21 protein-coding genes are annotated in these 22705 nt (G+C 72.2%); 8 read left to right on the top strand and 13 right to left on the bottom strand.

Features of this window, described 5'->3' with window-relative positions; all coding sequences use genetic code 11:
- The first annotated feature begins 38 nt into the window (after positions 1–38).
- A complete protein-coding gene (locus tag Actob_RS29645) occupies positions 39–485 on the top strand; it encodes a hypothetical protein (protein WP_284915138.1) in 447 nt (148 codons plus the stop codon).
- On the opposite strand, the gene Actob_RS29640 is transcribed toward Actob_RS29645, so the two are convergent.
- The 3 genes from Actob_RS29640 to Actob_RS29630 all read right to left on the bottom strand — a co-directional run bounded on the left by Actob_RS29640 (position 482) and on the right by Actob_RS29630 (position 3784).
- Positions 482–1498 carry a LacI family DNA-binding transcriptional regulator gene (locus Actob_RS29640; RefSeq protein ID WP_284915137.1) on the bottom strand — a complete coding sequence of 339 codons (1017 nt, stop codon included), beginning with the start codon at positions 1496–1498 and terminating at the stop codon, positions 482–484. The genes Actob_RS29645 and Actob_RS29640 overlap by 4 nt on opposite strands.
- Before the next feature lie 298 nt (positions 1499–1796).
- Positions 1797–2804 (bottom strand): type I glyceraldehyde-3-phosphate dehydrogenase, encoded by a 1008-nt coding sequence (gene gap, locus Actob_RS29635; RefSeq protein ID WP_284915136.1) that lies wholly within the window; start codon positions 2802–2804, stop codon positions 1797–1799.
- Positions 2801–3784: a GlxA family transcriptional regulator gene (locus tag Actob_RS29630; RefSeq protein ID WP_284915135.1), complete on the bottom strand. Its 984-nt coding sequence runs from the start codon at positions 3782–3784 to the stop codon at positions 2801–2803. Before Actob_RS29630 ends, gap begins: the two co-directional genes overlap by 4 nt.
- Before the next feature lie 207 nt (positions 3785–3991).
- Here Actob_RS29630 and Actob_RS29625 point away from each other — a divergent pair, with 207 nt between their 5' ends.
- The gene (locus Actob_RS29625) at positions 3992–5002 is read left to right on the top strand and encodes a LacI family DNA-binding transcriptional regulator (protein WP_284915134.1); all 1011 of its coding nucleotides are present in this window, start codon (positions 3992–3994) and stop codon (positions 5000–5002) included.
- A gap of 73 nt (positions 5003–5075) precedes the next feature.
- Here the strand turns inward: Actob_RS29625 and Actob_RS29620 are convergent, their stop codons facing one another.
- The gene (locus Actob_RS29620) at positions 5076–6449 is read right to left on the bottom strand and encodes a serine/threonine-protein kinase (protein WP_284915133.1); all 1374 of its coding nucleotides are present in this window, start codon (positions 6447–6449) and stop codon (positions 5076–5078) included.
- Between the two features lie 130 nt (positions 6450–6579).
- Here Actob_RS29620 and Actob_RS29615 point away from each other — a divergent pair, with 130 nt between their 5' ends.
- The gene (locus tag Actob_RS29615) at positions 6580–7188 is read left to right on the top strand and encodes a hypothetical protein (protein ID WP_284915132.1); all 609 of its coding nucleotides are present in this window, start codon (positions 6580–6582) and stop codon (positions 7186–7188) included.
- Positions 7189–7190: 2 nt separating this feature from the next.
- Here Actob_RS29615 and Actob_RS29610 read toward each other — a convergent pair whose 3' ends face one another.
- Positions 7191–8210 (bottom strand): hypothetical protein, encoded by a 1020-nt coding sequence (locus Actob_RS29610; protein ID WP_284915131.1) that lies wholly within the window; start codon positions 8208–8210, stop codon positions 7191–7193.
- 187 nt (positions 8211–8397) lie between these two features.
- On the opposite strand from Actob_RS29610, the gene Actob_RS29605 reads away from it, so the two are divergent.
- The 5 genes from Actob_RS29605 (at position 8398) to Actob_RS29585 (ending at position 15097) form a co-directional block, all read left to right on the top strand.
- Positions 8398–10239 carry a GGDEF domain-containing protein gene (locus Actob_RS29605; RefSeq protein WP_284915130.1) on the top strand — a complete coding sequence of 614 codons (1842 nt, stop codon included), beginning with the start codon at positions 8398–8400 and terminating at the stop codon, positions 10237–10239.
- Positions 10236–12521 (top strand): putative bifunctional diguanylate cyclase/phosphodiesterase, encoded by a 2286-nt coding sequence (locus Actob_RS29600; protein ID WP_284915129.1) that lies wholly within the window; start codon positions 10236–10238, stop codon positions 12519–12521. Before Actob_RS29605 ends, Actob_RS29600 begins: the two co-directional genes overlap by 4 nt.
- 342 nt (positions 12522–12863) lie before the next feature.
- Positions 12864–13370: a hypothetical protein gene (locus Actob_RS29595; protein WP_284915128.1), complete on the top strand. Its 507-nt coding sequence runs from the start codon at positions 12864–12866 to the stop codon at positions 13368–13370.
- Complete coding sequence (locus Actob_RS29590; RefSeq protein ID WP_284915127.1) at positions 13358–14275, top strand: SCO6745 family protein; 918 nt, start codon at positions 13358–13360, stop codon at positions 14273–14275. The genes Actob_RS29595 and Actob_RS29590 overlap by 13 nt, the downstream gene beginning before the upstream one ends.
- 48 nt (positions 14276–14323) lie before the next feature.
- Positions 14324–15097 carry a hypothetical protein gene (locus tag Actob_RS29585; protein ID WP_284915126.1) on the top strand — a complete coding sequence of 258 codons (774 nt, stop codon included), beginning with the start codon at positions 14324–14326 and terminating at the stop codon, positions 15095–15097.
- A 149-nt stretch (positions 15098–15246) separates the two neighbouring features.
- Here the strand turns inward: Actob_RS29585 and Actob_RS29580 are convergent, their stop codons facing one another.
- From Actob_RS29580 to Actob_RS29545, 8 genes are all read right to left on the bottom strand, one after another.
- Positions 15247–15666: a peptidase inhibitor family I36 protein gene (locus Actob_RS29580; protein WP_284915125.1), complete on the bottom strand. Its 420-nt coding sequence runs from the start codon at positions 15664–15666 to the stop codon at positions 15247–15249.
- 164 nt (positions 15667–15830) lie between these two features.
- Positions 15831–16961, bottom strand: a complete 1131-nt coding sequence (locus tag Actob_RS29575; protein WP_284915124.1) for an ABC transporter substrate-binding protein — start codon at positions 16959–16961, stop codon at positions 15831–15833.
- Positions 16962–16971: 10 nt separating this feature from the next.
- Entirely contained in the window at positions 16972–17727 is a 756-nt protein-coding gene (locus tag Actob_RS29570; protein ID WP_284915123.1) for an ABC transporter permease, read from the bottom strand.
- Positions 17724–18482 (bottom strand): ABC transporter ATP-binding protein, encoded by a 759-nt coding sequence (locus tag Actob_RS29565; RefSeq protein ID WP_284915122.1) that lies wholly within the window; start codon positions 18480–18482, stop codon positions 17724–17726. Before Actob_RS29565 ends, Actob_RS29570 begins: the two co-directional genes overlap by 4 nt.
- The gene (locus Actob_RS29560; protein WP_284915121.1) at positions 18479–19321 is read right to left on the bottom strand and encodes an ABC transporter permease; all 843 of its coding nucleotides are present in this window, start codon (positions 19319–19321) and stop codon (positions 18479–18481) included. The genes Actob_RS29565 and Actob_RS29560 overlap by 4 nt, the downstream gene beginning before the upstream one ends.
- A complete protein-coding gene (locus tag Actob_RS29555) occupies positions 19318–20313 on the bottom strand; it encodes a TIGR03842 family LLM class F420-dependent oxidoreductase (protein ID WP_284915120.1) in 996 nt (331 codons plus the stop codon). The genes Actob_RS29560 and Actob_RS29555 overlap by 4 nt, the downstream gene beginning before the upstream one ends.
- 10 nt (positions 20314–20323) lie before the next feature.
- Positions 20324–21724, bottom strand: coding sequence for a dihydropyrimidinase (gene hydA / locus Actob_RS29550; RefSeq protein WP_284915119.1), 1401 nt, complete (start codon positions 21722–21724; stop codon positions 20324–20326).
- The gene (locus Actob_RS29545; protein WP_284915118.1) at positions 21721–22563 is read right to left on the bottom strand and encodes a nitrilase-related carbon-nitrogen hydrolase; all 843 of its coding nucleotides are present in this window, start codon (positions 22561–22563) and stop codon (positions 21721–21723) included. Before Actob_RS29545 ends, hydA begins: the two co-directional genes overlap by 4 nt.
- Positions 22564–22705 lie beyond the last annotated feature (142 nt).

The following is a 22705-nucleotide window of genomic DNA, read 5'->3' as shown; positions in this document are numbered from 1 at the left end:
GGGCCCACCAGCGGCGTGATCGCGGGTAGATTGCCCGGGTGACTGATGTCTATCCCGTTCGCCGGGGCGCCACCACGACCGGACGGGTGGTCGTGTGGGTGCAACTGGTGCTGCTGGTGGCGTACCTAATCGGCAGCTTCGGCATCCTGGTCCTGGCGGCCGTGCGCGCCGACGACCTCGGCGCGCTCCTGCACCCCGGGCTGGGGCGACTGGACGATCCGAAAGCGTCGATGGACATCGGGCCGGACTCGCTGTGGAACCCGCTCGTCTGGATCCTCGGGGTGTGCCGGCTGATCGCCTGGCTGGTCTACCCGATCGGGATCGCGATGGTCCTCTTCGGCCTGGCGACGCTGGTGCACGCGGTTCGCTCGGGTGACCGGCGCGGCACGGCACGGCTCGCCGTGCTCAGCGCGGTCTGGCTGGGGTTGCTGCTGTTGGCCGCCACGCCTTACGGCACGGCACTGACGGTGTGGCTGCTCGACTAGCGGGGTGGCGCGGCGCAGCTGGCACGCCAGATGATCTCGGCGTGGGCGGGCTCGGACACCGGGCCCGGGTCGTCGCCCAGGGCCAGGGCCATCGCCCGCTCGCCCATGTCGACCAGCGGCAACCGGACCGTGGTCAGCGCCGGGGTCACGTCCCGGGCGATCGGCATGTCGTCGAAACCGGTCACCGAGATCTGCTCGGGCACCGCGACACCGCGCTCGCGCAGGGTGGCCAGGGTGCCCACCGCCATCGAATCGTTGAGCGCCAGGATGGCGGTCAGGCCGGGCGCCGCGGCGAGCAGCTCGGCGGCCGCGACGGCGCCCCCGTCGCGGGTGAAGTCGGCGTAGACGATCTGCTCCGGGGGCAGCGGCACCCCCAGCTCGCCGGCGGCGCGGCGGACACCGGAGAGCCGGTCGGTGGTGGTGGTCAGCGCCCGCGGCCCGGCGATCACCCCGATCCGCTGGTGGCCGAGGCCGAGCACCCGGCAGGCCAGCTGGTAGGCGCCGGCCTCGTTCGCCGGGAGCACCGCGCTGCCGACCAGCTCGTGCCGCCCGATCACCGCGACCCGGCCGCCGCCCTGCTGGTACGCGTTCAGCTCGCCGTTCAGCCGCGCGGTGAACGCGTCGTCGTGATAGCCCGAGCCGGCCAGGATCAGCGCGTGCACCTGCTGGGCCCGCAGCAGCGCCACATAGGCCAGCTCCCGCTCCGGCTCCCGGTAGCTGTTGCAGATCACCAGGAGCCGGTCGTGCGCCGCGGCCTGCCGCTGCAACCCGCGGGTGATCTCGGCGAAGTACGGGTCGGACACGTCGTGCACGATCACCCCGACCGCTGACTTGCGGGGGCGGGCGACGTTCTGCGCGTGCGCGTTCGGCACGTAGTGCAGCTCGGCGACGGCGGCCAGGACCCGCTCGCGCAGCTCGGGCGCGACCTTCTTGGCGCTGTCGTTGATCACGCGGGAGACGGTGGCGGGGGAGACCCCGGCCAGCCGGGCGACATCTGCCAGGGTGACCGCCATCCGCACAGCATAGAGACAACCGCCGCGCCCCGGTTCGCCGAGGTTCCCGGGCTGGTCCTGGTGGTGGTCTCGGCGCCCGGGAGACCACTCCCACGACCAGCCGCAGGTGCCGGGCTGGTGCTGGGGGTGGTCTCAGGCCCCGGGACACCACTCCCACCACCAGCCGCAGGTGCCGGGCTGGTGCTGGGGGTGGTCTCAGGCCCCGGGACACCACTCCCACCACCAGCCGCAGGTGCTGGGCTGGTGCTGGGGGTGGTCTCAGGCCCCGGGAGAGCACCACCAGGACCAGCCGCGGGGGTCAGCGGCCGAGCAGGGTGAGCGTGTCGACCACGCGGTTGGCGAAGCCCCACTCGTTGTCGTACCAGGCCACCACCTTGACCAGCCGCCCGTTGGCCGCGGTCAGCAGCGAGTCGAAGATCGACGATGCCGGGTTGCCGGTGATGTCGGTGGAGACCAGCGGGTCCGCCGAGTACTCCAGCACGCCGCGCAGCGGGCCACCCGCCGCCGCCTCGAACGCGCTGTTGATCTCCTCGGCGGTGACCGGGCGCTCGACCACGGCGTTCAGCTCGACCAGCGAGCCGACCGGGACCGGGACGCGGACCGAGTAACCGGTGAGCCTGCCGGCCAGCCGGGGCAGGACCAGGCCGATGGCGGTGGCGGCGCCGGTGGTGGTCGGCGCGATGTTCAGCGCGGCGGCGCGGGCCCGGCGCAGGTCGCGGTGCGGACCGTCCTGGAGGTTCTGCTCCTGGGTGTAGGCGTGGATGGTGGTCATCGAGCCGGTCTCGATGGTGGCCAGGTCGTCCAGGACCGAGGCGATCGGGGCCAGGCCGTTGGTGGTGCACGAGGCGTTCGAGACCACGTCGTGCACGGCCGGGTCGTAGTCGCCGTGGTTCAGGCCGTAGGCGATGGTCAGGTCGGCGCCCTTGGACGGCGCGCCGACCAGGACCTTGCGGGCGCCGGCGGCCAGGTGGGCGCGCGCGTCGTCAGCGGCGGTGAAGCGGCCCGTCGATTCCAGGGCGACGTCCACGCCGAGGTCCTTCCAGGGCAGCTCGGCCGGGGTCCGGATGGCGGTCACCTCGATCCGCCGGCCGTTCACGATCAGGTGGTCCTCGTGCGCCTCGACGCTGCCGTCGAAGCGGCCCAGCGAGCTGTCGTAGCGCAGCAGGTGGGCCAGCGTGCCCGGGTCGGTGAGGTCGTTGATCGCGACGATCTCGACGTCGCTGCGGGCGGCCGCCCGCAGGACGTTGCGGCCGATGCGTCCGAAACCGTTGATGGCGACCCGGGTGGTACCGACTGGAGTTGTCATGCCGATAAGCCTGCCCAGGCGACGGACCGCGGAGCAGGTGGCCGAGAGTCAGGCCGCGCAAGGTTTCCGCCAAAGGCCTTCCGGTACTCGCTGGGCGAGGTGCGCAGGATCCGCTGGAAGTGCATGCGCAGGTTGGCCCCGGTGCCGACGCCGACCCGCGCGGCGATCTGGTCGACCCCGAGATCGGTACGTTCCAGCAGCTCCCGGGCCAGGTCGACGCGGGCGCGCAGCACCCACTGCATCGGCGTGTACCCGGTGTCCTCGACGAACCGCCGGCCGAACGTGCGCGCCGACACCCCGGCGTGCCGGGCCAGCGCGGTGACCGTCAGCGGTTCCTCCAGGTGCCGCAGCGCCCACTCCCGGGTCGCGGCGAAGACGTCGCCGAGCGGCTCCGGGATGGTGCGCGGCACGTACTGCGACTGGCCACCGCTGCGGTACGGCGCGGCGACGAGCACCCGGGCGACCGCGTTCGACGCCTGGACGCCGTGGTCGCGCCGGACCAGGTGCAGGCAGAGGTCGATCCCCGCGGCCACCCCCGCCGACGTCAGGATCTGTCCCTCGTCGACGAAGAGCACCCGGCCGTCGACGATCACCTTGGGGTACTTCTCGGCCAGCGTGGCGGCCTGCAACCAGTGCGTGGTCGCCCGCCTGCCGTCCAGCAGGCCGGCCGCGGCCAGGGCGAACGCGCCGGTGCAGATGGAGACGATCCGGGCGCCGCGGAACGCCGCGTCGCGCAGCGCCTCGAGCACCCGGGGCTCGACCGGGCCGGTCGGGTCGGTGAAGCCGGGCACGATGACGGTGTCGGCCTCGGCCACCGCTTCCAGCCCGGCCTCGACGTGGAAGCTGAGGCCGTCACGGCCGGGCTGCAGGCCGGGTTGCGCCGCGCACGGGATCATCCGGTAGTCGAGTCCGTGCCGTGGTGCGAAGACCTGCGCGGGAATGCCGACGTCGAGCGGCGCGGTCCGCGGAAGGAGAAGCATTGCCACTGTATGTCCCCGCATGCCCATCACTGTGCCGGGCGGGACACCGGATCGGGAAGTGGCGGTGACGACCGCTACCGCAAGGATTGCGCCACCGCGGACCGAGAGCGCTCCCGTGGTCCGAAAGTCGACCACTAGAATCAGCGGCCCGGCGGTGTGGCGGTTGTACCTTGTCTCCAGCCGGTTTCGTGGAAAGGACGGCTGGCGATGAGGGATCACAGCAACCGCTCGGCCGGGCGGCCGACCTTGGAAGAGGTCGCTTCCCGGGCCGGCGTCGGCCGGGGCACCGTCTCCCGGGTGGTGAACGGCTCGGCCCAGGTCAGTCCGAAAGCCCGCAAAGCGGTGCAGGACGCCATCGACGAGCTGGGCTATGTGCCGAACCGTGCCGCGCGGGCTCTGGTCACCCAGCGAACCGATTCGATAGCGCTCGTGGTCTTCGAGTCGGGTGAGCGGTTCTTCGCCGAGCCGTTCTTCGGGCGGATCGTCCAGTCGGTGTCGTCGGTGCTGGTCGCGCGCAACCTGCAGATGGTTCTGATGATCGCGCAGGCCCCGGAGGAGCGCCGCCAGCTGGAGGGTTATCTGACCCGGCAGCACGTGGACGGCGCCCTGCTGCTCTCGGTGCACGGCGACGACCCGCTGCCGGCGGTCCTGGAGGAGCGTGGCCTGCCGACCGTCCGGGCCGGCCGCCCGGCGCATCCCGGCCCGGTCAGCTTCGTCGACGCGGACAACCGCGGCGGCGCCCGGTCCGCCGTCGCCTACCTGCGCGAGCAGGGCCGGCGCTGCATCGCGACGATCACCGGCCCGATGGACACCGCGCCCGGCGTGGCCCGTTACCAGGGATATCGCGACGTGGTCGGCGACGGCCCGGCGGCGGCCGGTGACTTCGGCGAGATCAGCGGCGCGATGGCGATGGAGTGGCTGCTCACCAACTATCCGCAGCTGGACGCGGTGTTCGCGGCCTCGGACATGATGGCGGCCGGCGCGCTGCGGGTGCTGCGCCGGGCGGGTCGCCGGGTGCCGGAGGACGTGGCGGTGGTCGGCTTCGACGACTCGGTCATCGCGCGGCACACCGATCCGCCGCTGACCAGCGTCTTCCAGCCGGTGGAGCAGATGGGCCAGGAGATGGTCCGGCTGCTGCTGGCGAAACTGGACGGGGACGAGCCGACCGAGCACGAGACGGTGATGCCGACCCGGCTGATCCTGCGCGGCTCGGCCTGATCCGGGACGACTCCGGGCGTACCGGAAAGCGGCGGTCCGGAAGCCGGAGCGGGTCCGGACCGGACCCGCGGCCTCACGCCCCCGCCTGACCCAGATCGGTCAGGCGGTCCTGGAGCACGGCGGCCTGGGCGGCGGTGAGCGCGCCCTCGCCGAGCCGCTGCCGGACCTTCTTGCGCAGCAGCGTGACCTTCTCCTGGATGTCCGGATCGTCCTCGGTGGCGAGCTGGCCGAGGATGTTGCGGAAGTCCTGGGCCACGTCCGGGCGGATCGCGCCGGATCGCTCACCCTGCTCGACAGCGGCAGTCACCCGGTCCAGTGCCGCGTCGACGGTCAGCGTGGTGGCCTCGGGGGAGGGCGACGTGGTCGTCTTCCTCGGCGCCGGCGTGGTGGTCGTCACCGTCGACGGGGCGACCGAGGGTGGGCTCGGGGCCGGCGGCTCGGCCAGGTCCTCGCCGGACTGGCTGACCACGTGCACCAGGGCCAGGAACGCGACAGCCGTGGCGCCCAGCGCCGCACCCACGGCGATCTTGCGACCCCGGGCGACCCGGCCGTGCAGGCCGACCGTGGGCACCCGGGCGTGCCCGGCGGGCCGGGCACCGGGCAGCGGGACGGTCGGCGACCTCTTGTCCTGCGACGGGGCCAGCTCGGCGAGCACTTTCCACGCCTCGGCGGCGGACGGGCGGCGCTCCGGATCGTCGTCCAGGCAGCGGTGGATCAGGTCGACCAGCGGCTCGGGCAGGGCCTCGGGCAGCCGGGCCGGGCCCGCCTGCCGGGCGATCGCCAGCTCCTCCCAGGTGTCCACACTGTACGGCGGCTCCCCGGCGACCATCTCGAAGAGCAGGACGCCCAGGCCGTACAGGTCGGTGGCGGGCTCGGCGGGCTTGCCGTCCAGGCGTTCCGGCGCGGCGTACGCCGGAGTCCCGAACGTCGCCCCGGTGTCGTCGTCGTCCGGCTCGCCGGCGGTCGCGCTGATCCCGAAGTCGAGCAGCTTCACGCCGCCCTCGCAGAGCATCACGTTGCCCGGCTTGATGTCCCGGTGCACCACCCCGGCGGCGTGCGCGGCGGCCAGGGCGCCGGCCACGGCGGCGCCCACCGCGGCGGCGGCCGGCCACGGCACCGGGCCGTCGCAGAGCCGGGCCGCCACGGTCTCGCCGGCCAGCAGCTCCATCACCACGAACGGGACCACCGAGCCGTCCGGCCGGACCGCCTCCCGGTAGTCGTGCACGGCCGCGATGCCGGGGTGCGACAGGCGCGCCGCGAGCCGGGCCTCCCGCCAGGCCAGGTGCGCGGCCCGGATGTCACCGGCCGGCAGTTTGACGGCGACCGGCCGATCGAGCAGCTCGTCGGTGGCCCGCCAGACCTGCGCCATCCCGCCGGTCTCCAGCAAGGTGACAAGGCGGTACCGCGAGACCAGCAGGGCACCCGGCGCCGGCCAAACTTCGTGCATGCCGGAACATTCGCCCAGTCCGGGCCCGCGTGTCAACCGGCAACCGATCCGCACCCGGCGGGCACACCCGCCGGCAACCGCCGCCGCCGAATCTAGAACTCCCCAAGAGAACGGTCAGGAGTTCCTCACAATGCGTATGCGTCGTCTCGCCGCCGTCGTGGCCATGGCCGCGGCCGTCACCCTCCCCGTCGCCTCCACCGGTGTGGCCGCCTATGCCGCCAAGCCGTCGGCGGCGCCCTCCTCGCACAAGAAGGCCCCGGTCAAGCCGGCGCCGGTGAAGAAGGTCAAGGTCGCCTTCACCGCCTCCGGCAAGGTGACCAAAGCCGACGCCACCTCGGTCACCGTCGCGGTCAAGGGCGGCACCAGGGACGTGAAGGGCCGCACCGTCACCATCGGTGTGCCGTCGACGGCCCGGGTGCTGCTGAACGGCAAGAAGGTGGCGGTGTCGGCGCTCGCCGCCGGCTACCAGATCACGGTGTCCGGTACGTACGTCGACGCGGTCTACACCGCGACGAAGGTCGAGGCGTCCGGCAAGGTGGTCAAGCCCACACCGGCCCCGTCGGCGTCGACCTCGCCCGCGCCGACCCCGGCCCCGTCGGCGTCGACCCCGGGCGCCGAGCCGTCGGACGAGCCGTCGGCCGCCCCCACCGAGGCCGCTCCCGCCGAGGGCGAGTCGCCCGCGCCGGACGACTCGCCCTCGGAGACCTCCCAGCCGGCCGAGGAGACCCCCGCCGCCTGAGGTCAGTCGACCGTCCGGGGAAGGGAGGCGGCGGCCTCGCGCAGCGCGGCCGCCGCCACGGCGTACCCGTTGACGGTGTCCGTCCTGGACAGCGACTCCGGCACGGTGAAGTACGCCGCGGCCAGCTTCGCCGGATCCGTGGCGATCTCCCCGCGGGCCGGCACGTCGTTCCCGTCGTCCCAGCCCCACGGCGCGTTCGCCGAGTCGGTGCCGCACCCGAACGTGCCGGTGCCGCAGCCGCCGGTGGTGTCCCCGGCGAACGTGCCCAGCGCCGCGAACAGCGTGCCGTTGGTGCGCTGCGCCCACATCCCGCCGGCCGCGAGAATGTCCACCAGCTGGTACTGGACGTCCCGGTCGTTGGTGCTGGACGGCGTCTCGGCCACCGTCGACGGGTAGTAGACGATCCCGTCCCCGTCGATGGTGTACTGCGGGTACGCCTTCAGCCCGTGCCCCTTCGCCTCCTGCGCGGTGACCGGGTGCTGGAACCCGTCGTGCGGCGACGACTGCGTGCGCAGCGTCCCGTCGACGGTCTCGCCGCCCGAGGTCCAGGTGCTGCCGGCCGGGGTGTACGAGTAGAAGTCGCTGTGCGCCACGGTGACCGCGCCGCGCAGCCGCCCGTACGCCGAACCGTCCTTCTCCACGATCTCCAGCACGCCCTCGCCGTCGTTCTCGTGCTCGGTCTCGAAGAACGGGTGGTCCACCCAGTCCCGGGGGTGGAAGAAGAAGTACGTCAGGTACCAGTGCGTCGACGTCTCGACCACCGAGTAGTAGACGTGCGCCGCGGTGTCCTGCCCGGCGTGGTCCCAGTTGTCCCGGCCGTTCAGGTTGCCGTCGAAGTCGTACCGGGCGAGGTAGTCGGACTTGCCGCCGAGCGCGTGCGTGCCTGTCGCGTCCACGTCCTGGTAGTGGATCGGCGCCCAGCGCAGCGCCAGTTCGGCGGTGCCCGCCGCCGCCCGGGCCGGCGTGGCCAGCGTGGTGACCAGCAGCAGCCCGGCGACCGTACCCCTGGTTAACAGATTCATGAAGCTGAATCAAAAGGGATGTCGATGTCTCGCGGGCGAAGTTCAGCTCACCGAGCGGTCACGGCGGTATGACGACCGTGGCGGCGCCGCCCCGCGCCCGGACCCGGATCGGCGGGAAAGCCTAACAAAGGCGCATCTCAGGCCGATCGCTGCAAACAGAGGTGAATGGCGACCGGGGGTGGGCAGCGTGTGGCGTGATCGGGTGCTCGCCCCGCTCGCGGTGATCTCCGCCGCCGTGCTGGGCTTCTTCGCCCTCGACCTGGGCACCCCGCGCGAGAAGATGCTGCTCTGCTGGGTGGTGGCGCCGCTCACCGACCTCGCCCTGTTCGCCCTCTCCCGGCGGGTCGCGCGCGAGCCGAGCCTCACCGGCCCCAGCCGCCGCTTCTGGCGCGCCATGGGCGCCGCCGGGCTGATCTTCGCCGCCGGTGACGGCGCCCAGTTGGTCTACGTCCTGAGGCACCCACACCAGGACGTTTTCGCCTTCTTCCCGGTGCAGACCACACTCGGCGTGCTCGGCGTGGTCCTGCTCTGCGTGACAGCGCTGTTCCACCCGAGCCGGATGTGGTCGCGCGGCACCCGGATCCGGGTGCTGCTGGACGCGGCGATCGTGAACACCGCCGTCGGCGCGCTGATCTGGTGCCTGCTCACCAGGTCCGGGATGACGCACGCCGGCCCGGCCGGCTACCTCTCGGCGTTCTTCGGCTGCGGCGTGGTGCTCTGCGGCGGCTTCCTGGCCGTCAAGATCGGCATGAGCGGGTCCAGCCCGATCGTGATGCCGGCCGCGATCCCGGTGGTGGTCGCCACCGGGATCCAGGCGGTCGGCAACGCGCTGCTGCCCACCGACAACATCGCCGGCGTCATCTTCCCGTCGCTGCTGGTGCTCGGCCCCTGCCTGCTGATGGTCGCCTCACCGCGGATCCAGCTACTGGAGATGCGGGCCGGCCGCGGCGAGCGGGTCCGGCGGGATCCCGGCACCGGCCGCCGGTACAGCTCGCTGCCCTACCTGGGCACCGTGCTCTGCGCGATCATCCTGGTGGTCGCCCTGCTCACCCAGGGTCTCGGGTTGTCCGCCTGGGGCGCGCTGGCCGGCCTGCTGCTCAACGTGGCCCTGGTGGTGGTGCGCCAGCTGCTCGCGCTGGCCGAGAACAACGGGCTGCTCGACCGGCTCGACGAGAGCCTCGCCGAGATCCGCCGCCGGGAGCGCCGGCAGGAGGCGCTGCTGCGGCACGCCTCCGAGATCACCGCCATCGTCCGGACCGACGGCGTGGTCAAGTACCTGAACCCGGCGGTGGAACGCATCATCGGCGGCTCCCTGCACGACTACGTGGGACGGCACCTGCTGGACCTGATGCACCCCGGCGACGCCCCGCGGATCGAGGCCGAGCTCGCCGAGGTGTTCGCCACCCCCGGGGCCAAGCGGCACATCGAGATGCGGGTGCAGCACGACGACGACAGCTGGCGCTGGCTCTCCGCGGTCGCGGTGAACCTGGTCGAGGAGCCCGGGATCGGCGGCATCGTGATCAACGCCCGGGACGTCACCGAGGAGCGCGAGCTGCGCGAACGGCTGCGCTTCCAGGCCGGGCACGACGCGCTGACCGGACTGGCCAACCGGCGGCTGTTCACCGACCGGATCGGCGTGGCCGGCACCGCCGAGGTGGCGGTGCTGCTCGTCGACCTGAACGGGTTCAAACAGATCAACGACACGTACGGGCATGCCACCGGCGACGCCGTCCTGCGGCACGTCGCCGAGCAGCTGCTGGCCTGCACCGACGCCGGTGACCTGGCGGCCCGCCTGGGCGGCGACGAGTTCGCGGTCCTGGTCCGGGCCGGCGCCGAGGAGGCCGAACGGATCGCCGAGCGGCTGCGCGCCGCGCTCGCGGTGCCGGCCGAGATCGGCGGCCGGCGGCTCACCGTCGGCGCCAGCGTCGGCGTCGCGGCCGGCCCGGCGGACCAGCCCGACCACCTGCTGCACGCCGCCGACCTGCGGATGTACGCCGACAAACAGCGTTCCCGGGAACTCGCCCGATGACCCGCCCCGGACGTCACGCCGCGGTCACCGGCGCGACGGCCCTGCTCGGCGTCCTCTGGTTCGCCGGCTGGTCAATCACCCGGATCGGCCCCGCCACCGTCTGCTACGTCTTCATGCCCGTCGGCCTGCTGGCCGCCGGCCTGGCCCTGCGCGCGTTGCGCCGGGACGTCCGGCCGGCCCCGGCCGGACGGCGGTTCTGGCTGCTGCTGGAGACGGCCGGCTGGCTGATGGCGGCCGGTTACGCCTGGCTGGGCCTGGCCGGCGTCGCCGCCTACCCGGCCATGCCGGCGATGCCGGTGGGCGCGTCGGTGCTGATCGGTCTCGGACAGCTGGCCGCCATGGCCGCCGTCGCCACGGTCCCGCTCGGGGTGACCGGCTGGGCCCAGCGCGGCCGGCAGTGGCTGGACCGGGCGATCGCCTTCCTCGGCTGCGCCGCGGTGCTCTGGCACTTCGGGATCTTCCCGATGCTGACCCTGTCGCACCCATGGAGTCCCGGAGTGCTCGCCACCGTGCTCGGCGGGTTCCTGTTCGCGGCGGGCGCGGTCACCAAGGTGTCGTACCTCCCGGGTGGTCCGCTGGACCGGCTCGCGGTCCGGCTGGTCGCCGGGACCGGCCTGGTCGCCGCCGCGTTCGCGGTACTCGCGGTGCTGCGCCCGGGCGACGCCGCGATCTCCGCGCAGTCCGTGCTGCTGCCGATCGTGCCGCTGCTGATCGCGCTGGCCGCGCTGCGCCAGCGGCACGCCACCGCCGGTCCTCCGGCGCGCGCCGACTCCTGGCTGCCCTACCTGGCCATGGTCGCCGCCGACGTGCCGCTCGCGCACGTGCTGTTCGGCACGACGACGCTGGGTGACGGCATCCACGAGGTCCGGATCGTGGCCGGCGTGGCCGCCCTGGTCGCGACGCTCGTCTCGGTCCGGCAGTGGGTGGTCAACCGGGACAACACCCGGCTGCTGCGCGAGCGCGAGGCCTCCGAGGCCCGCCTGCAGTACGAGGCCACCCACGACGCGCTGACCGGCCTCGGCAACCGGGCGCTGTTCCGGGAGCGCCTGAACGCGGCCCTGGCCACCACCGGCGCCACCGTGCTGCTGGTCGACCTGGACGACTTCAACACGGTGAACGACTCGCTCGGCCACGACGTCGGCGACGAGTTGCTGGTCGCGTTCGCTGACACGCTGCGCCGGGCGATCGGCGACGACGGCGTGCCGGCCCGGCTGGCCGGTGACGAGTTCGCGGTGCTGATCACCACGCCGGGCGGGGACGCCGCGGTGGCCGAGCGGATCATGACGGCGATCGCCGTGCCGATCAGCGCGCACCGGTTGCTGGTGCAGGCCAGCGCCGGCAGTGCCACGGCGCCGGCCGGCGCGCGGGCCAGCCAGGTGCTGCGCGACGCGGACGCCGCGATGCACACCGCCAAGCAGCGCGGCAAGGCCAACTGGGTGCGCTACGCGGCCGGCATGGAGAAGCCCGCCCAGGCCGCCGCCCAGCTCGGCGGCGACCTGCGCCGGGCCCTGGACGCCGGCGAGTTCTCCCTGGTCTACCAGCCGATCGTGAGCCTGGTGGACGGCCGGACGATAGGCGTGGAGGCGCTGGTCCGCTGGAACCACCCGGAGCGCGGCATGGTGTCGCCGGCCGACTTCATCCCGGCCGCCGAGCGCACCGGCCTGATCGTGCCGCTGGGCCGCTGGGTGCTGCGCGAGACCTGCCGGCAGGCCGCCGCGTGGATCGCCGAGTTCGGCCCGGACGTGCTGTGGAAGGCGGCGCCCAACGTGTCGGTCCGCCAGCTGCACGACCCGGACTTCGTCGCCGACGTGCGCGCCGCGCTTGCCGACAGCGGCCTGCCCGCCGACCGGCTGGTGCTGGAACTGACCGAATCCGCGGTGCTGCGCGGCCATCAGGTGCTCAAGGTGCTGCACGAACTGCACGACATGGGCGTGCGGCTGGCCCTCGACGACTTCGGCACCGGCGAGTCCTCGCTCAGCCTGCTGCGCGCCTTCCCGGCCGCGGTCGTCAAGCTGGACAAGTCGTTCGTCGACAACATCGAGCTGGACGAGGAGGGCAGCGCCGCCGCCAACGCCCGGCAGGCGGTGGCCCGGGCGGTGGTGCAGCTCGCGGACGCGCTCGGGCTGGACACCGTGGCGGAGGGCATCGAGAACCAGGAGCAGGCCGACCGCCTGCGCAAACTCGGCTACACGGTAGGCCAAGGGTATTTTCTGGGTCGGCCGGTGGATGCCGCCGCGTTCACCGCTCGTCTCGTCGCCCAGCGGAAGCTGACCGCGGCCTGAGCTATCCGGAATAAAGATCAAATCATTCATTTACGCGGGTCCGCTGGGGTGCGGATCGTATGCTCCCGCGCGGGCCGGGGCCGGCGATCTGGCCGCTGCGCGTCCAAGGCGATCGCCGGCCCCTTCATTGTCCGTGGGCGGTCCGGGAGATCAGACCCCAGGCCGAACCCGCCGTGCCGAGTCCTCGTGTCGCGGGCGGACATCGGCCCGCGCGCCGGACATGCCGTGCCGAGTCCTCGTGTCGTGCGGACATCCGCCCGGGCGTCGAGCGCGCCTTGTCGCTGTCGGGGGTGGAGCGCGCCGGGAGGTCCGGTCGCGCGGCGGGTCGATAGGGTGGCGGGGATGGACACGGCGGACGACGGCACGAGCACGGCGCGATCCCTGGGTGCCTGGCTCGACCGGCTCAGCTTCACCGACCTGAGCGAGGGCGACGCCACCGCCCGGCTCATCGACGCGATCGTCGAGTGGGCCGGCCGGCAGGGCTGGCGGGTCTACCGGCGCGCGCCCAGCGTGGTCCCGCTGCCACCGCCGATGCGCGGCAGCTCGGTGCTCGACGTGGCCTGCGCCCGCCCCGGCGGCGCCGCGCCGATCGCGATCGAGGTCGATCGCACCGACCGGCAGCGCACCGTCGACAAGCTGCTGGCCGAGGCCGCCGCCGGTCGGCTGGCCATCTGGGTCCGCTGGGGGCCCGGCCCGTTCCCGCCCCCGCCGCTGCCCGTCCATCTGGTCACCAGGCAGGCCGCGCGCCGCTCCGGCAAGTGGCATACGGTGTCCGAGCGGCCCGCTCCCGATCACTCCGTGGCCGCGCCCGTCGTCGCCGAAGCCGAGGAGCTGCCGTGGAATCCGTGACCGAGCGCCCGTCCCGTCTGGCCTGGCGGACCACCGAGCCCCTGCACGCCCTGGTCTACCTGGTGCCCGAGGCGGCCGAGGTCTACGGCCGGCTGGGCCTCGACCCGTCCGCCGGTTACTTCGCGGCGCGCGCCGCGGCGTTCGGCACCGCCGGCCCGGGGCTGGTGGCCGCGACGTTCTACAACTTCAACCCGGCGCTGGTGGCCCGGGCCCTGCCGGCCGCCTGGGACAAGGTCACCCCCGCTCAGATGATCGAGGCCCGCCGGGAGATCGTCGACGCGGCGCTCACCCGTGGTCTCGGCGCCGAAACCCTGGCCGGTCCGGAGTTCGCCGAGGCCGCCGAGCTGGCCCGCACCGCGGCGCTGGACGCGGCGTCCCGCCCGCAGGGCCGCCCGCTGTTCGCCGCGCACACCGAGCTGCCCTGGCCGGATGCCCCGCACCTGGTGCTCTTCCACGCGCAGACGCTGCTCCGCGAGTTCCGTGGCGACGGGCACATCGCGCTGTTGGTCGCCGCCGGCATCAGCGGCGTGGAGGCGAACGTGCTGCACGTGGCCAGCGGCCTGGCCAAGGAGAAGTTCCTGCGGTTCACCCGCGGCTGGAGCCGCGACGACTGGTCGGGTGCCATCGAGTCGCTGCGCGAGCGCGGCCTGGTGACCGGTGGCGAGCCGGCCGGCGAGGGTGAGCCGCGGCCGCTCGAGCTCTCCGAGGAGGGCAAGCGGCTGCGCGCCGAGCTGGAGGAGCGGACCGACGTGCTGGCCGAGCCGGCCTACCGTGCGCTGGGCGAGAAGGGCTGCCTGCGGCTGGCCGAGTTGACGCGTCCGCTGAGCCGTACCGTTGTCGCAGCGGGCCTGCTCAATCCCAATGGTCTGACAGCCGGAGCGGCTGAGCGCAACCCCCGTGGGTGATGGCTGAATCACTTGCCGGAGGGTAATCGGTCGGTCACTGTTGGTTATGTGATTCAACAGCAGCGGCACCCGGCATCGTGGTGGGATCAGTTCCAGCAGAATTCCGACAAGTTCGACCTCGCCTACCTCACCGAGCATCTGGGGGACGAGATCACCTCGAAGATCTCCTCGCCGCTGCTGCGCCGGGAGGCCGAGATCGCGCTGGAGGTCATGGTCCGGCACCTGAACAAGCCGGCCAGCGAGGAGCTGGCCGACCGGGCCGCCAAGGGCGTGGAGCGGCTGGTCGCCACGGTGGAGCGGCTCTCCGAGCGGTCCGGTGACGCGTTCGAGCTGCGCGAGGTGCAGGCGCTGACCCACCTGCTGGAGGGCAGGTTCGGCGAGGCCGCCCACGAGGCGCAGGAGTTCGTCAAGACGCAGCTGATCCTGCGCGCCTTCGTCGGCGCGCTGCGGCTGGAGCGGTTCGACACCGACCTCGCGGTGAAGATGCTCGCGCACGGCAAGGATCCGGCCGTCGCCCTGCACTCGGGCCAGGTGGTCGGCAAGTACGCGTGGTGGCCGAGCTGGCTGCTGAAAGTGGTCACCGAGCGGGCGATGGCCGGCACCCTGGAGGACGAGACCATCGCCGCGCTCGACCGCTGTGCCTACGCGGAGCTGAGCCCGGCCCAGGCCCGCATCGCCCGCCGCCTGCTCGACGGCGAGGAGGCCCTGATCAGCGCCTCCGCCGTACGCCTGGAGACGCTGGGTGAGGCACATGCCGCCGAGAAGCTGCGCAACGGCGACCTCACCACCGTCGCCCTCGCCGCCCGCCTGATCCCGATCTAGGCGGGTTTCGGAGTCCGACCGGGGCTGCGGCGTGGCCCGGAGCGCGCCTGGCGGCGGCCGAACCCCGCAATGCGGCCTGGGCCCTTCACGATCTGACCGACGGCAGGCGGCCCGGCGGATCGCCGCCGGGCCGCCTGCCAGGCTGGGGTCTATTCCGGTCCGCAGCCCGGGCTCATGATGTAGTTGGTGTCGTCGTCGCCGCTGCCGAAGCTGTTGTAGCTCTTGTGCGGCGCCATTCTTCCGATGAACCTCTTCTGACTCGCATTGCTGGGGTTGATGTAGAGCAGGTCGAACGCGAACCCGGTGGTGTTGCTGCCGGATGACGCGTTGCCGTGGGCGATGTGGACCCACTTGCAGTCGTAGAGCCAGGAGACCGGGATCGCCCGGCGAACCAGACCCGATGACGTGTAGACCTGGACGTAGCCGCCCGACAGGTTCCGGTTTTCATAGATGCAGACCGAGTTGGCCGGGCATGAGGCCGCCTGGGCCGGTCCGGTGACCGCGAGACCGGCCAAGGTCACCGCTGTGGTGAGCCCGGCCGCGACCAGGCCACGACGTGTTCCACGCACGATCTTTCTCCTCCTCGTGGGGGTGTCGACGTCCTCCAGGCTGTCGGGTCGGCGCAGGTCATCGGTAGGTCTATGTGTCTGTCGGGTGGCGGTAACTGTCCCCGCCGACAGATCACGGCTCGGCTCTTCGCCGGGCGGCTTCCCCGCCACTCACCGCCGGCCGGTCAGGCGCCGCCCGCCGACAGGGTGACCGTCGCCGGCCGGAAGGCGCTGCCGGTCACGTCGACACCACCGGCCCGGGCCTGCTCGATCGCCTGCTCGATGTAGTCGTTGGTGTAGGCCAGCCCCTCCGGCGCCTTGGTCAGCACGGTGTCGCCGGTCTGGTTCCTGGTGGTCATCGAGATGTCGACGGTCCGCTTCCAGGCCGCCTCGTCGATCACGCCGATCCCGGCGGGCGACGGCCAGATCAGCTTGTTCACCTCGTTCATCTGCCACAGCTGGTGGCTCCTGCCGAGCTTGGAGCCCTTGGCCACGGTCAGGTCCCGGCACTTCTCCGGGTTGTCCCGGCAGAACGCCCAGCCCTTGATCGTCGCGGTCAGGAACCGCACGGTCTGCTGCTGGTAGGCCGGGTCGCTGAGCTTCGCGGTGTTCGCCCAGACCGCGTCCTGCAGCATCGACGTGCCCTCGGTCTTCCAGTCGATGACCGAGAAGTCGGCCGGGGTGTAGAGCTTGCCGGTCGCCGGGTTCTTCGCCTCCAGGAGCTGGGCGTACTCGTTGTAGCTCATCGCCTGGGCGGCGTCGATCTCCCGCTTCAGCAGCGCCTGCATGTCGAACTGCTGCTGCACCAGGGTGACGTCCTTGCCCGGGTCCAGCCCGGCCTTGGTCATCCCGGCGAACAGCTCGAACTCGTTGCCGAACCCCCAGTTGCCGACCTTCTTGCCGGAGAGGTCGGCGGCGGTCGTGATGCCGCTGTCCGCCCAGGCCACCTGGTAGGTGCCGGACCGGGCGAAGATCTGCCCGACGTCGGTGATCCCGGCGCCCTGCTCCCGGGAGGCGAGCGCCTTGGGCACCCAGGCGACCGCGTAGTCGGCCTTGCCCTGGGCGAGCACTGTCTGCGGCACGATGTCGACGCCACCCTCCAGCAGCGTCACGTCCAGGCCCACGTCCTTGTAGAAGCCCTGGTCGGCGGCGGCGAGATAGCCACCGAACTGAGCCTGGTAGAACCACTGCAGCTGCAGCTTGATCGGGGTGCGGGCGCCGCCGCTGCCACCGGGCGCCGGGGTGACCGGCGTGTCGGCGGTCCCGCAGGCGGCGAGGGCGAGGACCGAGGCGAGAACCATCCGGGAGATCTTCAAGGCGAACCCCTTAACTGAGCACACTTGTCTTCCAGGGCATGGCCAGCCGTTCCAGCAGCAGGACGGCCAGGTAGAAAGTCAGTCCCAGGAGGCAGGCGCCCACCACGAAGGCCCAGGCCCTGGGGTACGCCGTGAACGCCGCCGCCGAGGTGATCCGCGAGCCGAGCCCGTCCTGCAGCCCGCCGAAGTACTCGGCGACCACCGCGGCGATCACGGCGAGCGAGGACGCCTGCCGCAGCCCGGTGAACAGGTGACCGAGGGCGCCCGGCAGCCGCACCTTTGTCGCGAACGTCCAGCCGCTCGCGGCGTACGCGCGCATCAGCTCCCGATGGACCGGGCTGACCTCGCGCAGGCCGCGCAGCGTGTTCAGGAAGACCGGGAAGAACACCACGATAGCGGTGACCAGCCGCCGCGGGACGCTGCTGGTCGACTCGAACATGTTGTTGAGCACCGGCGCCAGCGCGATGATCGGCAGCGCGTTGACCAGTGCCGCGAACGGCACCGACACCTCGCCGAGGCCGCGGAACCGGCTGGCCAGCAGGGCCGCCACCACCGCGGCGAGGGTGCCGGCGATCAGGCCGAGGAACGCGTTCGCGCCGCTGGCCAGGGCGGCGTCCCAGACGTTGCCGCGTTGCGCGACGAGTTCCCTGCCGATCGCCGACGGGGCCGGCAGGATGAACGGGGCGACCCGGCCGAGCGTGACGAACAGCTGCCAGAGGACCAGGGCGAGAAGTCCGGCGGTCAGCGGCGGCAGCAGGCGTCTCATCCGCGGAGCGCCTTCCGCACCTCGGTCACCTTGTCGAAGTAGACCGGGGACTGCCGGCCGGCGTCGTCCCGGGACGGCAGCTCCACCGAGATCGACGCGGTGATCCGGCCGGGCCGGGCGGACATCACCACCACCCGGTCGGCGAGGAACACCGCCTCGGCGATCGAGTGGGTGACGAAGACCGCGCTGGTGCCGGTCGTCGCGCAGATCGACAGCAGTTCGGCCTGGAGACGTTCGCGGGTCATCTCGTCGAGCGCGCCGAACGGCTCGTCCATCAGCAGCAGCGGCGGCCGCACGGCGAGGGCCCGGGCGATCGCCACCCGCTGCTGCATGCCGCCGGAGAGCTGGGCCGGGTAGTGCCCGGCGAACTCGGCGAGCCCGACCAGGTCGAGCATCCGTTCGGCGCGGGCCCTGCGGTCGGCCCGGGACACGCCGCGCAACTCCAGCGGCAGCTCCACGTTCCGGCGGACGGTTCGCCACTCGAAGAGGCCGGCCTGCTGGAAGGCCAGACCGTACGCCTGGTCGCGCCGCGCCTGCCCGGCCGATTTCCCGGCGACGGTGACGCTGCCGGAGGTCGGCGGGATCAGGTCGGCGATCAGCCGCAGCAGCGTGCTCTTCCCGCAGCCGGACGGCCCGATCAGCGCCACGAACTCGCCGTCGCCGACAGTGAGATCCACCTCGGACAGCGCCCGCACCTCGTCGGAGCGCCCGGCGTTGAAGATCTTCGTGGCCTGGACGACCTCCACGGCGTTCACAGGGTCACCACCTCCACGTGGCGGCGGTGGCGCATCAGCGGCATCTCCAGCAGGCTGACGGCGCCCGCCACGAGCAGGCCGAGCAACGCCGCCCCGAGCATCGCCGTGTAGACCTTGGCCGGATCCGAGGTGGCCTCCCGGGAGTACTCGATGATCAGGCGGCCGATCCCGCCCCGGGTGCCGGTGGAGATCTCGCCGACCACCGCGCCGACCACCGCCGCCGCGCCGGCCAGCCGCAGCGCCGGGAACAGGTAGGGCAGCGCCGCCGGGAAGCGCAGTTTCACCAGCGTGCGCCACCACCCGGCGGCGTAGCTGTGCATCAGCTCGACCCCGCCGGCCGACGGCGACTGCAGGCCGCGCAGCATGCCGACAGCGACCGGGAAGAAGGCCAGGTAGGCGGCGATCACCGCGACCGTCGCCCAGGCCGGCATGAGGGTGCCGCCCCAGCCGGCCACCAGCGGCGCGAGCGCCACCAGCGGCACGGTCTGGGACAGGATCACGTACGGCAGCAGGCCGCGCTCGACGATCCGGAACCGCTGCATGGCCACCGCGAGCAGCAGGCCGACCAGGGCGCCGATCAGGAACCCGGCCGCGGTGATCCCGAGGGTGAACAGGCAGGCGCGCAGCACCACCTGCCACACCGGGTCGCCACCGGCCAGTTCGGGCCGGCCGAGCCGCTGCCCCACGGTCCACAGGTGCGGCATCGAGAGGTCGTCGGCCCGGGGCAGCACCCGGGTGCCGAACAGCACCGTCCCGGCCGGGTCACCGACCGCCTTGTAGCCCTCCCAGAGCACCGCGACGGCCAGCACCCCGAGCGGGACCGCGAGCGCCCGTCTCATCCGAACGCCGGGATGATGTGCTCGCCGTAGGCGGCGAGGGTCTCCTCCTTGGCGTCGTGCTGGAGATAGACGGCGAACTGGTCGACGCCCAGCTCGCGCAGCTCCTGCAGCCGCTTGACGTGGTTCTCCACCGGACCCAGCACGCAGAACCGGTCGATCACCTCGTCGGGCACGAAGCCGGCGTGCGGATTGCCGGCCCGGCCGTGCTCGGCGTAGTCGTACCCCTCGCGGGCCCTGACGTAGTCGGTGAGCGCCCGCGGCACCGCGCCGCCGGTGCCGTACCGCCCGACGATGTCGGCCACGTGGTTGCCGACCATCCCGCCGAACCAGCGGGTCTGGTCGCGCTGGTGCGCCAGGTCGGCACCGACGTAGGCGGGCGCCGCGACGCAGAACCTGAGCGCCGCCGGATCACGGCCGGCGGCGGCCGCGGCCCGGCGCACCGCGCTGATCATCCACTCCGCGATGTCCGGGTCGGCGAGTTGCAGGATGTACCCGTCGCCCACCTCGCCGGTCAGCCGCAGCGCCTTGGGCCCGTAGGCGGCCACCCACACGTCGAGGCGGCTGTCCGGCGCCCAGCCGAACCGGATCTCCGTCCCGCGCAGCGTCGCCGGCCGGCCGTTGCCGAGCGCCCGGATCACCTGGACACAGTCGCGCAGCTGGGCCAGGCTCTGCGGGGGAGCGCCGAGCACCCGCAGCGCCGAGTCGCCCCGGCCGATGCCGCAGATGGTCCGGTTGCCGTACATCTCGTTGAGGGTGGCGAACAGTGAGGCGGTGACGGTCCAGTCCCGGGTGCCCGGGTTGGTCACCATCGGGCCGACGATCACCCGCTGGGTCTCGTCGAGGATCTTCGAGTAGATGACGAACGGCTCCTGCCAGAGCACGTGCGAGTCGAACGTCCACACGTGACTGAACCCGGCCGCCTCCGCCCGCTTGGCCAGCTCCACCACGCGCCGGGCGGGTGGGTCGTTCTGGAGTACCACGCCGATGTCCATCCCGGTCCCCTCAGAGCAGGTAGTCGCTGAGGCCGCGCTTGACGTACCGGCCCCGGCCGGCCCGCCCGGTGTACTCACCGCCCGCGGAGATCACCTCGCCGCGGGAGAGCACGGTGTCCACCCGGCCGGCGATCTCCCAGCCCTCCCAGGCGGAGTGGTCCATGTTCATGTGGTGCGTCTCGACGCTGATCCGGGTCCGGCCGTGCGGGTCGTAGACGACCACGTCGGCATCCGAGCCGGGCTGGATCACGCCCTTGCGCGGGTAGAGCCCGAACATCCGGGCCGGGGTGGTGGCGATCGTCTCGACCCACCGGCCCAGCGACAGCTTGCCGTCGACGACGCCCTGGTAGAGCAGGTCGACGCGATGTTCGACGCTGCCGATCCCGTTCGGGATCTTGGAGAAGTCGCCGAGGCCCAGCTCCTTCTGGTCCTTGAAGCAGAACGGGCAGTGGTCGGTGGAGACCACTGACAGGTCGTTGGTGCGCAGGCCCTGCCACAGGTCGGCGCGGTGGGTCTCGTGCTTGCTGCGCAGCGGTGTCGAGCAGACCCACTTGGCGCCCTCGAAGCCGGGCGCGCCGAGCTGGTCCTCCAGGGTCAGGTAGAGGTACTGCGGGCAGGTCTCGGCGAACACGTTGCGGCCCAGGTCGCGGGCGTGGCGGACCTGCTCCAGGGCTTTCGACGCGCTCAGGTGCACGATGTAGAGCGGGCAGTCGGCAGCCACCGCGGCCAGCCAGATGGCCCGGCTGGTGGCCTCCGCCTCCAGCTCCTGCGGCCGGGTCAGGCCGTGGTGGATCGGGTCCGTCTCGCCGCGTTCCAGGGCCTGTTTGACCAGCACGTCGATGGCCGGCCCGTTCTCCGCGTGCATCATGATCAGGGCGCCGTTCTCCCGCGCCCGCTGCATGGCCCGCAGGATCTGGCCGTCGTCCGAGTAGAAGACGCCGGGGTACGCCATGAACAGCTTGAAACTGGTGATCCCCTCGCTGCCCACCAGGTGATCCATCGCCTTGAGCGACTCGTCGTCGACGCCGCCGAGGATCATGTGGAACGCGTAGTCGATGTGGCAGTTGCCGTCGGCCTTGCCGTGCCAGGCGGCCAGCCCGTCCGGTACCACCTCGCCGGTGCGCTGCACCGCGAAGTCGACGATCGTGGTGGTGCCGCCGATCGCCGCGGCCCGGGTGCCGGTGTCGAAGGTGTCGCTCGCGAACGTGCCGCCGAACGGCAGTTCCATGTGGGTGTGCGCGTCGACGCCGCCCGGGATCACGTATTTCCCGGTGGCGTCGATGATCTCCGGCCCCTCGGGCGCGGTGCCGGGGGCGAACAGCGCCACGATGATCTCGCCGTCGATCAGCACGTCGGCCGGTACCGCCCCGGCCGGCCCGACCACCGTCCCACCCTTGATCAGCGTGCTCATGGTTGCACCAGCCCGTCGTAGCTGTCCGGGCGGCGGTCGCGGAAGAACTGCCAGCGGTCCCGGACCGTCCTGAGCAGGCTCAGGTCCAGGTCGCGGACGATCAGCTCGGGGTGGTGCGTGTCACCGACCTCGCCGACGAACTTGCCCTCCGGGTCGACGAAATAGGACTGCCCGTAGAAGTCGTTGTCGCCCAGCTCCTCCACGCCGACCCGGTTGATGGCGCCGATGAAGTACTCGTTCGCCACCGCGCTGGCCGGCTGCTCCAGCCGCCAGAGGTAGCCGGACAGGCCGCGGCTGGTGGCCGACGGGTTGAAGACGATCCGCGCGCCGTTCAGGCCGAGCGCCCGCCAGCCCTCCGGGAAGTGCCTGTCGTAGCAGATGTACACACCGATCCGGCCGACAGCGGTGTCGAAGACCGGGTAGCCGAGGTTGCCGGGCCGGAAGTAGAACTTCTCCCAGAAGCCGTTGACCTGCGGAATGTGGTTCTTGCGGTACTTGCCGAGGTAGCTGCCGTCGGCGTCGACGACGGCGGCGGTGTTGTAGAGGACGCCCTCCTGCTCCTGCTCGTACATCGGCAGGATCATCACCAGGCCCAGCTCGGCGGCGAGGGCCTGGAACCGTTCGGTGGTCGGGCCCGGGATCGACTCGGCGTACTCGTAGAACCGGGCGTCCTGCACCTGGCAGAAGTACGGACCGTAGAACAGCTCCTGGAAGCAGATCACCCGGGCGCCCTGGGCGGCGGCGTCCCGGGCGTACCCCTCATGGGCTTTGATCATCGATTCCTTGTCGCCCGTCCACGTCGTCTGGACGAGGGCGGCGCGAACCACGTCGGTCGTCATTGCGGCCCCTCCGTAATTGATCTATTCGGAAGAAAATCGCTGTGATCGTCTGTCTACTCCCCGTAGTACGCCCAGCGCTAGACCGTCGCGTCTTGCGAGTGCCGGATGACATGGGACACGCTGACGATGTCATCGATCGGAG

The sequence above is a fragment of the Actinoplanes oblitus genome (genome assembly GCF_030252345.1).
GTDB lineage: Bacteria > Actinomycetota > Actinomycetes > Mycobacteriales > Micromonosporaceae > Actinoplanes > Actinoplanes oblitus.
The sequence above is the reverse complement of the archived record's forward strand: the minus strand, read 5'-3'. Positions and strand labels throughout refer to the sequence as shown.

Bases quoted from the DNA above. Each gene is read 5' to 3' on its own strand.
- Actob_RS29640 (WP_284915137.1), bottom strand. From the start codon at position 1,498: ATGGCGGTCACCCTGGCAGATGTCGCCCGGCTGGCCGGGGTCTCCCCC.
- gap (WP_284915136.1), bottom strand. From the start codon at position 2,804: ATGACAACTCCAGTCGGTACCACCCGGGTCGCCATCAACGGTTTCGGA.
- Actob_RS29630 (WP_284915135.1), bottom strand. From the start codon at position 3,784: ATGCTTCTCCTTCCGCGGACCGCGCCGCTCGACGTCGGCATTCCCGCG.
- Actob_RS29625 (WP_284915134.1), top strand. From the start codon at position 3,992: ATGAGGGATCACAGCAACCGCTCGGCCGGGCGGCCGACCTTGGAAGAG.
- Actob_RS29620 (WP_284915133.1), bottom strand. From the start codon at position 6,449: ATGCACGAAGTTTGGCCGGCGCCGGGTGCCCTGCTGGTCTCGCGGTAC.
- Actob_RS29615 (WP_284915132.1), top strand. From the start codon at position 6,580: ATGCGTATGCGTCGTCTCGCCGCCGTCGTGGCCATGGCCGCGGCCGTC.
- Actob_RS29610 (WP_284915131.1), bottom strand. From the start codon at position 8,210: ATGAATCTGTTAACCAGGGGTACGGTCGCCGGGCTGCTGCTGGTCACC.
- Actob_RS29600 (WP_284915129.1), top strand. From the start codon at position 10,236: ATGACCCGCCCCGGACGTCACGCCGCGGTCACCGGCGCGACGGCCCTG.
- Actob_RS29595 (WP_284915128.1), top strand. From the start codon at position 12,864: ATGGACACGGCGGACGACGGCACGAGCACGGCGCGATCCCTGGGTGCC.
- Actob_RS29570 (WP_284915123.1), bottom strand. From the start codon at position 17,727: ATGAGACGCCTGCTGCCGCCGCTGACCGCCGGACTTCTCGCCCTGGTC.
- Actob_RS29560 (WP_284915121.1), bottom strand. From the start codon at position 19,321: ATGAGACGGGCGCTCGCGGTCCCGCTCGGGGTGCTGGCCGTCGCGGTG.
- Actob_RS29555 (WP_284915120.1), bottom strand. From the start codon at position 20,313: ATGGACATCGGCGTGGTACTCCAGAACGACCCACCCGCCCGGCGCGTG.
- hydA (WP_284915119.1), bottom strand. From the start codon at position 21,724: ATGAGCACGCTGATCAAGGGTGGGACGGTGGTCGGGCCGGCCGGGGCG.
- Actob_RS29545 (WP_284915118.1), bottom strand. From the start codon at position 22,563: ATGACGACCGACGTGGTTCGCGCCGCCCTCGTCCAGACGACGTGGACG.